Raw genomic sequence first — 10,648 nt, forward strand, 5'->3', positions numbered from 1 at the left:
AGGCGCCGCGGCGCCTCACCACCATACTCAACGCCCATCTGACCTATGGCGCCATCGAGGATGTGTTCGCCCTCGGCATGCAGGCGTACCTGAGGGACTTTCTCAGCGACATCGGCGCCATCGGCCAGAGCATCCACGCCGCCTACCTGGAGGTATTATGAGACTCATCATCGATCACCAGACCCGCTACCACTATGCCGACGTGGTACGCCGCAGCACCCAGTACCTGCGCCTGACCCCCCACAGCACGGCCCGCCAGCAGATCCTCTCCTGGCAGCTGGAGCTGCCGGGGGAGGCCACCTGCACCACGGACGGTTACGGCAACATACTGCACGTGCTGAGCCTGGAGTCCCCCCACGAGGGGATCCTCATCCGCGCCCGTGGCGAGGTAGAGATCCGCGATGATGCCCAGGAGGATGAAGAGCACTCCCTCATCTCTCCCCTGAGCTACCTGAGGCCCACCACCCTCACCTGCCCAAGCGAGGCCCTGCGCGCCCTGGCGCAGGAGTGCCTGCCCTCCGAGCCGACCCAGGCCGACCTGCAGGGCCTGATGGCGCGCATCCTGGCCCGCATGCCCTATCAGCCGGGTAGCACGGACGCCACCTTCAGCGCCGACGAGGCCCTCGCCTCGGGCAGCGGCGTCTGTCAGGACCACACCCATGTCTTCCTGGCCTGCTGCCGCCACGCCGGTCTGCCAGCCAGGTACGTGAGCGGTTACCTCTACAGCCAGGACAGCAGCCACGTGGCGATGCACGCCTGGGCCGAGGTGTGGATTGAGGCGCGCTGGCACACCTTCGATGTGACCAACCTCACCTGCTCCGCCAACGAGCACCTCAAGCTCGCGGTCGGCATGGACTACCTGGATGCCTGCCCGGTGCGCGGTGTGCGCTACGGCGGCGGCTGCGAGCAGTTGCAGAGCCAGGCACGGGTCACCCGCCTGGATGGGCAGCAGCAATGAGGGCCCAGGGAGTGCTGGCGGGAGCGCGGCCATGACCTATTGCGTCGCCATGTGCCTGCAAGATGGCATCGTCTTCGCCTCCGACTCGCGCACCAATGCGGGGGTGGACCACATCGCCACCTTCCGCAAGCTGCACCTCTTCACCCAGGAGGACAGGGTGATAGTGCTGCAAAGCGCCGGCAACCTGGCTACCACCCAGAGTGTCATCAGCCTGCTGGCGGAGGGGACGGGTCTGCTCAGCCTCCCCAGCCTGTACGAGGTCGCGGCCCTCATAGGCCAGACCATACGCACCGTCATCAGCCGGGATGGGGGCCAGCAGCAGGGGCATGTCAACTTCGGCTGCAACATACTGCTGGGGGGGCAGATCCGGGGGGAGCGCCACCGCCTGTTCCACATCTATCCGGAGGGCAACTTCATCGAGGCGGGCCCGGACACCCCCTACTTCCAGATAGGGGAGAGCAAGTACGGCAAGCCCATCATAGATCGCATCATCCAGTACGAGACGCCGCTCCAGACCGCCATGCAGTGCGCCCTCATCTCCATCGACTCGACCCTGCGCAGCAACCTCTCGGTGGGCTTGCCCCTGGATGCGCTTGTCTATTCCGAAGGGAGCTTCTCGGCGGCACAGCTGCACCGCATCACAGAGCAGAATCCCCACTTCCAGGCCCTGCGCAAGGCCTGGGGCGAGGGGCTGCAGCGGCTGTTTCGAGATCTGCCCCCCTTCCCCCTCTGAACGGGCGGGGAGCGCCATGGCGCTTTCCCGCCCCCCTCTTTCCAGATATTCTTGCTGCCAATCGCTTCCCTCTCAATGGAGTCCCCATGCGCCGCTTCAACTTAATGCTCAACGGCAGCCGGCTGATGATGTTCCCCTTCTATGTCTGCATCCTGGTTTGCGTCGCCCTCTTGATGGTGAAGTTCGCCATGCAGCTCTATGTGCTGAGCCGCGACATCATCGAGATCCACTATCTGGATCTCATCACCGGGGTGCTCACCCTGGTGGACTTCGTGCTGGTGGCCCAGATGCTGATCCTGGTGGCCCTGTGCGGCTACGTGCAATTCATCAAGACCCCGGAGCAGCGGGCGGCCCTGGGGGACAACTGGCTCCACAAGATCAACTTCGCCTCCCTCAAACTCATCGTCATCAACTCCCTGGTGACCATAGCCGGGATCGAGGTGCTCAAGGCCTTCCTGGACGATGGCATCGGCAACGAGACAGAGATGAAGTGGTCTGTCATCGTCTTCCTCGCCTTCTCCACCGCCGCACTCATCTACGCCATCACGGAGCGGCTGGCTGATCACAAGTGACCCAGCCCTGATTTCATTCAGGATCTATTCATCAACAGCCGAATTGATAACTCTTTTCATTACCCTTACCCCATTGTAAACTTGCTCGCCCCGGGCCGAACCGCCCGGGTGCTGGAGCACCTATGACAAGCCTTTCCCTCTCACCGCGACACCTCTGGCAATGGCTGGCCTATCACCATCAGGCCGCCGAGGGCTCCCTCTACCTGATGTTCTTCTCCGGCCTGCTGCTGTGGGAGCCACTGACCCCGGTCTGGTCCCTGGCACGCTGGAACCTGTTTCTCCATGTGATGCTCTCCCTCTCCCTGTTTCCCCTGCTGTTTGGCGCCTTCTGGCTCTCCCATCGCAGCCTGCTGAACAAGAGCCGCAAACCCTTTCTGCGCACCACGGGCCGCATCATCGAAGCCTTGCTGCTGGTTTGTCTCGCCAGCGGCCTGTTGCTGGTGCTGCACGGCACCCCGGGGGACAGCCTGGGCAACCTCGCCAGCTGGGCCCACTGGCTGAGCGCGCTAGCGTTGACGCCCCTGGTGCTACGCCACGCCTGGCGCTGGACCATCTTGAAATGGCGTGCCTGATCCTATGCTGAAGCTGCTCTTCTCCTGCCTACTCGCCCTCTCCATGCTGCTGGGTAGCCCCCTTGCCAGCGCCCAGGTGATGAGCACGGCCATGCTAGCCTATGACGAGGGCGACGCCCCTCGCCTGCTGGTGGCCAACCAGGGCGCCGGCTCGGTCACCCTGCTCGAGCGAGACAGCGGCAAGGGAATAAAAGAGGCGCAACTGGGGGGGGATCTGCGCCAGCTGGCCCGTGCCGATGACGGCACCCTGCTGGTCACCGACTACAGCGGCGATCGCCTGCTGCTGCTGGACGAAGATCTCGACCTGGAAAAGGCGATCCCCACCGGCCATAGACCCTATGGGGTCATCTTCGATCCCAAGCGGCGCTGGTTCTGGGTCACGCTGTTCGAATCAGCTCGCCTGCACGCCTACGACAGCTCGGGCAAGCTCCAGCTGGATGCAGAAACTGCCGAGACCCCGCGCGGGCTGGCCCTGACGGACGACGATCACCTGCTGCTCACCCACGCCATGACGGGCCAGCTCGCCATCTATGATCTCGCCAGGCTTGAGAAGGGCGCCAAAGGCGCGACCCTGCCCAAACCCAGCCTCATCACCCTGGCCGAGACCCACAGCGCCACACCAAGCGACTCCCAGGGCTTGCCGCGCCTGCTCGATGGCATCGCCCTCTCCCCCGATGGCAGCGAAGCCTGGCTGCCCCATGTGCTGTGGAGTTTCGACCACTCCTTCCAGTTTCAGAGCACCGTCTTCCCGGCGGTCTCCATCATCGATCTCGATGAGGAGAAAGAGCGGGTAGATGAAAGAAAGCAGCTCTTTTTGCAGATCAACCTGCCAAACGTCGGCAACCGCAGCCAGATCGTTTCCAACCCGTTCGCGGCGCGCTTCGCCGCCGACGGCAAGCGTGTCTATCTGACCCTGGCGGGCTCCGAGGACTTGCTGGTGTTCGACCTCTCGCGCAGCGGCAAGCAGAACAGCAACCGCCACAGACGCAAGAAGTTCCAGGGGGGTGCCAAGGCGACCCAGCTGCTTCGCCACCTGCCGGGCCAGAATCCTCGGGACTTGCTGATCGATGGCGACCACATTCTGGTGCACAACGTCATGGGGCAGGACCTCACCCGTCTCAATAGCGGCGGCAGCGGCCCCTTCGCCCGGGTCACCGTGGATGTGCCCCACTTCGCCAAACTGGTGGAGACGGATCCCCGCCCCGAGCCTCTCAAGCGCGGCGAGCGGTTGTTCAACCTGGGTAATACCGCCGCCAACAGCCGCTTCCCCATGGCCGGGGACAACTGGATGAGCTGCAACTCCTGCCATCTGGACGGCTTCAACTTCACCAACCGCCACCTGATGGCGGCCCATCGCCAGAAGAGCGGCGACAACGCCATCAACGGCCACGCCAACCTCGCCAACATGGTGGCGGGGGACTTTGTCGGCGAATACCTGCGCATGACTCAGCAAACCCAGGGCGGCATGGGCCACGACACCCGAGATGGCGCGGCAGTGGTGGATCCCGCCAAGCCCCAACCCGAGGTGCAGGCGATGATGGAGGATCTGCACGCCTTCGTGACGGCGGACGGCAACCTCCCCTATCTTGCCAACTGGCTGCGACTCGATGCCCCGCGCACAGATCCCGCCAAGGCGCCGACCACTCACCCGAAAGAGTGGCTCAACTCCGCCTCCTGCCAGAACTGCCACCAACAGGCCTTCAAGGACTGGAGCGAGAGCAACCACAGGCTGATGGGCAACTCCCACCCCTACTACAAGGTGGTGCAGGCGCTGGCCCGCGAGACCGAAGGGGAAGCGTTCGGCCAGTGGTGTCAGGGCTGCCACATGCCCCAGCAGGTGCTGAACGGCCCGCAGGATCTGCCCAAGGGTTCCCACATGTTCGAGCAGGGCGGCGCCTCGTTGATCGCGGCCCACAAGGCAGGTGAACCGGTTGTCGAGGAAGGCACCGGCTGCGTGCTGTGCCATCGCATCACCAAACTCGAGGATACTGGCGGCAACAGTGCCTTCACGGTGAACCTGAAAGACAGGGAGAGTTATGTGTTCGAGGATGCCCCGGGGGGCAGCCTTCAGCACTGGCTGGCCGAGCGGCAGATCAACTCCCGCCCCGCCATGCACAAAGCCTCCTACCAGAAGGATTTCTACCGGGATGCGGCCCTGTGCAAGTCGTGCCACAACGAGTTTGCCCCGGGCACCGGCGCCAACATCGTCAACACCTGGGACGAGTGGGAAAACTCCAGCTTCGCCAAGGCCGAGGATCTCGCCAAGCGGCGCACCTGCATCGACTGCCACATGAACCCGGAGCCCGGCAACGGCGGCGCACCGGTAGCGGGCCAATCCACCGAAAACGGCCCGGAGAAGGAACGGCTCTATCGCCACAACTTCACCGGCGCCCAGCACCAGCTGGTGGGGCTGAGGAACCCGGCCCTCGAGCAGGAGAGCCTGGCACTGCTGCGCGCCAGCGCCACTCTCTCCGCCCGCATTGATGGGACTGTCGATAACCGCCAGCTGGTGGTGCGGGTTACCAACGTCGGCGCCGGCCACGCCTTCCCCACCGGGGTGGCCGATTTTCGCGAGATCTGGCTGGAGCTGACCGTCACCGACGCCAACGGAAACATCGTGCTCACCAGCGGCCAGCCGGTGAACGGTGCCGTGCCCGAGGATGCGCGCCTGTTCAGGAAGGTGTTCGGCGATGCCGAGGGCAAGCCGGTGGGACTCAAGTTCTGGCGCTACGCCAAGCTCCTTGAAGATACTCGCATTCCGGCCGATGGCTGGCGCGATGAAGCCTGGCCGCTGCCGGCTGATGCCCAAGGGCCCTTCAAGGCCGATATCAGACTCAATTTCCGCACCTACCCCAAGTGGGTCAGTGATGCGGTGCGCGCCGCCGAGCCGGACTTGCCGGCGCCACCCATAGTGCAACTCAATCGGCTGCAACTGACCCTGCAGCCCCTCCCCGTCACGCCCGATACGGAGCCTCAATCCTGATGTTCGCAAGTTTTCTCATTACCCTGCGCGAGGGGCTGGAAGCCTTCCTGCTGGTCGGCATCTGCCTCTCCTACCTCGCCAAGCTGGGGGCGAGCCGCTACAACAAGCTCATCTATCTGGGAGTCGGGCTCGGTCTTATCACCTCCCTCGTCGTCGCCTTCCTGTTCCAGGTGGTGGTGAGCCAGTTCGAGAGCGAGCGCTACAACCACCTGCTGATGGCGGGGATCCTGCTCTTCGCCACCCTGGTGCTCACCTACATGGCGATCTGGATGCAGAAGCAGGCCAAATCCCAGGTGGGGGCCATGACGGCACGCATCGATGCTGCCATCGATGGCGGCAACCTCTTTGGCCTGGTGCTGCTTGCCTTCCTCGCCGTGATGCGCGAAGGGTTTGAAACCGTGCTGTTCTTCTCGGCCCTGATCTACTCAGGGCAGGGGGTGGATCTGCATGAGGGGCTCATCGGCGCCTTGGGCGGACTGCTGGTCTCGGTGGCGTTGGTGTGGGGGCTGCTGCGCTCCACCCGCAAGGTGGCGCTGGCCCCCTTCTTCCGCTGGACCGGCCTGCTCATCATCATCATCGCCGCTGGCCTGCTCTCCTCTGCGGTCAACATGTTGCAGGCGGCAGACGTCATCACCTTCTGGACCACGCCCGTGTTCAACATCAGCCAGGTTCTCGACGATCGGGGGGTCTTCGGTACCTTCCTGCGCGCCCTGTTTGGCTACAATGCCTCGCCGGCCGGCCTGCAGCTGCTGACCTGGGCCGCCTACCTGGCCATCTTCGTCACCCTCTGGCATCGCAGCTATCAACCCAGGGCCCAAGGCTGATCGCGCGTTGCGCAGTTCCCTCAAAAGCGGCCAAGGGGCCGCTTTTTAAGCCTCTTCCTTTGCCAGATTTTTCGGATAGACAGTCATGAGCGACAACAACAAGAAAAGCATTGCGGTGCTGGGTGCCGGTCCCGCAGGGCTGATGGCCGCCTGGCGCCTCTGCCAGGCCGGTTTTGCGGTCACCCTGTTCGAGCAGGAGCCGGTCGTGGGCGGCATGTGCGCCACCCAGACCTTCAAAGGGCGCGACGGCGACTATCGCTTCGACTACGGCGGCCACCGCTTCATCACCAAGAACCCAGAGCTGCTCGCCTTTATCGACGAGCTGATGGGGGACGACCTGCTCCACGCGATGCGCAAGAGCGTGATCCGCTTTGGCGGGCGCACCTATGACTACCCCCTCAATCTGACCAACCTGCTCAAGACAGCGCCGCTCACCCTGATGGCCGGTGCGGTGAAAGACTTGTTGCTGTTGCCCTTTAGCAAGAAGCCGGACGATTTCGCCAGGGCGAGCTTTGCCGAGTGGATCCAGAGCCACTTCGGTCGCACCCTCTACCGTCAGTTTTTCGAGGGCTACACCGGCAAACTGTGGGGCATCAACCCGGACAAGCTCTCCGCCGACTGGGCCGGCCAGCGCATCAGCCTGATTGACCTTAAAGACGTGGCGCGCCGCCTGCTGCCAAGGCGAAACGGCAGCATTTCGGTGCGCACCTATGCCCGCAAATATCGCTACCCCAAATATGGCTTTGGCCAGATCTTCACAACTCTGGGGGAGCGGCTGGTTGCCGAGGGGGTTGAGCTCAAAACAGGCGCCACCATCACCCGCCTTGAGCAGGCCGATGGCCGCATCGAACGGGTGTATTGGAAACAAGATGACGTTGAGCAGAGCGAGCGCTTTGATCAGGTGATCTCCACCCTGCCGCTGCCGCTCACCTGCCAGCATCTCGGCTTGCCGTGCGATCTGCACTACCGGTCGCTTCGCTTCGTCAATATGCCGCTCAAGCAGGAGAACCTGTCGGACAACACCTGGCAGTACCTCTCCGACCCCCATATTCTGGCCACCCGTCTGCAGGAGCCGCGCCGGCGCAGCCCCTTTATGGCGCCCCAGGGCCAGACCTCGGTGATGCTGGAGATCCCCTGCAACCCGGGGGATGTCACCTGGCAGGCACCGCTGGCCGATCTGCGCGGCCGGGTCACCGCTGATCTCGCGAGCCTCGGCGTCGATACCGCCAAGCTTGGCGATGAGACCTTCGAGGCGCGCAGCGAGTACGCCTATCCGCTGATGGATCTCGGCTATCAGGCCCGCCGCAACGAAGCCATCAAGGCGCTGATGCCGATAGGCAACCTCATCATGACCGGTCGCCAGGGGACGTTTCGCTATATCTTCACCGACACCGCCATGGAGATGGGGATGATGGCCGCCGACATGGTGATCGACGGGGTGGACAGACGCCACGCCATCTTTAACCATCGCAATGAAAATACCGTGATTGAAACCCAGAGCGTGGCCTGATGATTGTCGGTGTCCAACAAGTAGACAGACGCCGCAACACCTTCAATCATCGCAACGAAAACACCGTGATCAAAACCCAGAGCGTGGCCTGAGGGCCGCGCCATTGACATAACCTTTGGCATAAGTAAGGAGAACAGGATGACCATCCGCCCGGGTTTACTTGCCCTCACCCTGCTGCTGACGCTGAGCGGCCAGGCGCAGGCTTACTCCTACGCCGCCGCCGGCAAGGAGCAGCTGATCGACGCCCGTGAGGCGCTGCTTGGCGCCGCCACTGACGGCAAGGATGCCAGTGCCACCTTGAGCGAGATTGCCGACGAGCTCGCCTATCTGGAGCAGCATCACAAGGTCGAGTTGCAAGCACCGCTCGCGGCCGCTATCAAGGCCAAAGACACCGCAGCTACCGCGGCCCTGCTCAACCGGGCCTACAAGGCGGAGATCGAACGCCGTCTCGAGGGGGCCAGCCAGAACCTTGGCGACTACCAGACCGCCAAGGTGCTGGTGGTCAAGAGCAAGCGCTTCCTCGACTTGATCCTCCCCTCCCTGAATGAGGGGGATCGCAAGGCGGCCGAACAGGCGCTGGCCAGGGTGCTCGACGCCATCGGCAACCCGGGGGTATTCGGGGTAGGCGCCAAGCCCGCCGATGCCGCCGCCTTTAGCGATGCAGAAAAAGCGCTGATGGCCGTGCTGGCGCCGCTTTGATGGCCACCAGCCACTCATTGCGCCAACTCGCTGTGACAAACGGTGGGTTTCGCTTCGCTCTACCCACCTTACGCACGGCCTGCCGCTAGATGCACCCGGACGCCGGTTTGCCCCCTTCTCCCCTTGCGAGAGAAGGGATGGGGATGAGGGGGAAGGCAAGGTCTCTGCGTTGGGCTTCCTCCTGCTCAACCACCATTTGGCTGCTGATCCTGCTGCAAGGGGTCTGGCTTGGCTGGCTGCTGGCCTTCCCGGTGGCGCTGGATTCCGACGATGCCCTCAACTTCGCCCACGGGGTGACGCGCTTCAGCGTGCTGGAGTTCTCCCCCCACTTTCCGGGCTACCCCGCCTTTATCTGGCTGGCACGGTTGATCAACCTGGCGGTGGACGATCCCGCCGCCGCAGTGCAGTGGGCGAGCCTGCTCGGCACGGCGCTGATCGCACCTCTCGCCGCTGGGCTTGCGGCCAGGCTGTGGCAACGCCCGGGTCTCTTTGCGCCGGTCTGGCTGCTGGTGCTGGCCCTGCCGCTCACCCCGACGCTGGCGCTCTCCGGCCTCTCGGACGGGCCCGCGCTCGCCGCCTGGCTCGGGGCGCTCTTGGCCTTACAACAGCGCAGAATTGCGCTGGCGGGTCTGCTGCTGGGCCTCATGCTGTCGCTGCGCCCATCCTATTTTGTGCTGGCGCTGCTGCCCCTTTGGCTGGGGATGGCGCACAAGGGTGAGCGCCTTAAGTTTCTGCTCCCCATCACCCTGGTGGGGCTAGCCTGCCTGCTGTTTGTCTGGCAGGCCGATGGCTGGGCCTATTTTGCCGAGGGGCGGCGCTTTACCGACGGTCATTTCACCCTCTGGGGCAACACGGCCTCGGCTCATGGCGACCGGCTGCTGAACTGGGCCCGCACCTTCAGCGATCAATTGACCCCGCTCTGGCCCTTGATGATGGGGGCCTTGCTCCTGCTGCCAGTCTGGCAGCGGCTAAAGGGCCAGACCGCCGCCCTCTCCCCGCTCTGGTCGCTCTACAGGCTCGCCCTGCTGCTCTGGACCCTGTTTGGCCAGAACCCGGACAATCCTCGCCACCTGGCGCCCATTACCCTGCTCGGTATAGTGCTGCTGGCGGGCATGCTGCCGCGCCAGGGCGAACTGCCGACCATGGCGGCGAGCCTGCTGCTGCTCGCAACCATCCTGATACCGCCAGCCCCGCCCGCCATGGTGCAGGCCGCCAGGCTAGCAGAGCGAACCTGCCCGGCCCTGGTGACTCAGTGGGGAGTACGGCTGCTTAGGGAAACCACGGCATTACCCGTCACCGACGGCTGGTATCAGGGGGATGCCGCCCTTGCGCTCACCCAGGGGGCCTGCCGCCTCAGTCGCCGCCCCATAGCGCAGAACGAGATGCCGCTCCCCCACCAGACGCACTGGTTTGCCCCCCGCTTTGGCGCCGAACCCGGCCTCTGGCTCGCCATACCGCGCTGACAGGCTCAAAGCTCTGGCCCAAACGCGTCGCTGCGTCAGCTGACTCGTCTACACTCACTGCGCATGGGCGTGGCAGGGAGAGGATGCATGAAGGGAGGCAAGGAGTGGGCACTGGTGCCCCTGATCCTGGCACTGGCCAGTGCGCTCCTGGTGCTGCCTGTCTGGCTGCAGGGGGGCACTCAGGGGCACGATCTGTTCCACCACCTGCTCTCGGGCCACTATTTTGCCCGCCAGCTGTGGCAGGGGGAGATCTATCCCCGCTGGCTGATGGCCATGAACGGCGGCTTTGGCAGCCCCACCTTCTTCTTCTACCCCCCGCTCCCCTACTACGTCA

The 10,648-nt window shown here is 64.1% G+C and carries 9 protein-coding genes and 1 pseudogene; all 10 read left to right on the forward strand.

Going from position 1 to position 10,648, the window contains the following annotated elements:
• Window positions 1-157: 157 nt before the first annotated feature.
• Window positions 158-958, forward strand: a complete 801-nt coding sequence (locus BN1127_RS00520) for a transglutaminase family protein (RefSeq protein WP_042648101.1) — start codon at window positions 158-160, stop codon at window positions 956-958.
• 31 nt (window positions 959-989) lie between these two features.
• Window positions 990-1,691: a proteasome-type protease gene (locus tag BN1127_RS00525; protein WP_042648102.1), complete on the forward strand. Its 702-nt coding sequence runs from the start codon at window positions 990-992 to the stop codon at window positions 1,689-1,691.
• An 86-nt stretch (window positions 1,692-1,777) separates the two neighbouring features.
• Window positions 1,778-2,263 carry a YqhA family protein gene (locus BN1127_RS00530; protein WP_042648103.1) on the forward strand — a complete coding sequence of 162 codons (486 nt, stop codon included), beginning with the start codon at window positions 1,778-1,780 and terminating at the stop codon, window positions 2,261-2,263.
• Between the two features lie 122 nt (window positions 2,264-2,385).
• Complete coding sequence (locus BN1127_RS00535) at window positions 2,386-2,835, forward strand: hypothetical protein (RefSeq protein ID WP_042648104.1); 450 nt, start codon at window positions 2,386-2,388, stop codon at window positions 2,833-2,835.
• 4 nt (window positions 2,836-2,839) lie between these two features.
• Window positions 2,840-5,818: a YncE family protein gene (locus BN1127_RS00540; protein WP_042648105.1), complete on the forward strand. Its 2,979-nt coding sequence runs from the start codon at window positions 2,840-2,842 to the stop codon at window positions 5,816-5,818.
• Window positions 5,818-6,642, forward strand: a complete 825-nt coding sequence (locus tag BN1127_RS00545; protein ID WP_042648106.1) for an FTR1 family iron permease — start codon at window positions 5,818-5,820, stop codon at window positions 6,640-6,642. The genes BN1127_RS00540 and BN1127_RS00545 overlap by 1 nt, the downstream gene beginning before the upstream one ends.
• 85 nt (window positions 6,643-6,727) lie before the next feature.
• Window positions 6,728-8,152 (forward strand): NAD(P)/FAD-dependent oxidoreductase, encoded by a 1,425-nt coding sequence (locus tag BN1127_RS00550; RefSeq protein ID WP_042648107.1) that lies wholly within the window; start codon window positions 6,728-6,730, stop codon window positions 8,150-8,152.
• 138 nt (window positions 8,153-8,290) lie between these two features.
• On the forward strand, window positions 8,291-8,851 hold the full coding sequence (locus BN1127_RS00555; RefSeq protein ID WP_042648108.1) for a hypothetical protein: 561 nt from the start codon (window positions 8,291-8,293) through the stop codon (window positions 8,849-8,851).
• A gap of 200 nt (window positions 8,852-9,051) precedes the next feature.
• Complete coding sequence (locus BN1127_RS00560) at window positions 9,052-10,314, forward strand: hypothetical protein (RefSeq protein WP_082029908.1); 1,263 nt, start codon at window positions 9,052-9,054, stop codon at window positions 10,312-10,314.
• An 87-nt stretch (window positions 10,315-10,401) separates the two neighbouring features.
• Window positions 10,402-10,648, forward strand: a pseudogene (locus tag BN1127_RS00565) (hypothetical protein); the annotation flags it as partial.

Source organism: Aeromonas media (genome assembly GCF_000819985.1).
GTDB lineage: Bacteria > Pseudomonadota > Gammaproteobacteria > Enterobacterales > Aeromonadaceae > Aeromonas > Aeromonas media.

What these genes read in the sequence shown, in the direction of transcription:
- BN1127_RS00555 (WP_042648108.1), top strand. Translation starts at nt 8,291, where the DNA reads ATGACCATCCGCCCGGGTTTACTTGCCCTCACCCTGCTGCTGACGCTG.
- BN1127_RS00540 (WP_042648105.1), top strand. Translation starts at nt 2,840, where the DNA reads ATGCTGAAGCTGCTCTTCTCCTGCCTACTCGCCCTCTCCATGCTGCTG.
- BN1127_RS00530 (WP_042648103.1), top strand. Translation starts at nt 1,778, where the DNA reads ATGCGCCGCTTCAACTTAATGCTCAACGGCAGCCGGCTGATGATGTTC.
- BN1127_RS00550 (WP_042648107.1), top strand. Translation starts at nt 6,728, where the DNA reads ATGAGCGACAACAACAAGAAAAGCATTGCGGTGCTGGGTGCCGGTCCC.
- BN1127_RS00535 (WP_042648104.1), top strand. Translation starts at nt 2,386, where the DNA reads ATGACAAGCCTTTCCCTCTCACCGCGACACCTCTGGCAATGGCTGGCC.
- BN1127_RS00520 (WP_042648101.1), top strand. Translation starts at nt 158, where the DNA reads ATGAGACTCATCATCGATCACCAGACCCGCTACCACTATGCCGACGTG.
- BN1127_RS00545 (WP_042648106.1), top strand. Translation starts at nt 5,818, where the DNA reads ATGTTCGCAAGTTTTCTCATTACCCTGCGCGAGGGGCTGGAAGCCTTC.
- BN1127_RS00525 (WP_042648102.1), top strand. Translation starts at nt 990, where the DNA reads ATGACCTATTGCGTCGCCATGTGCCTGCAAGATGGCATCGTCTTCGCC.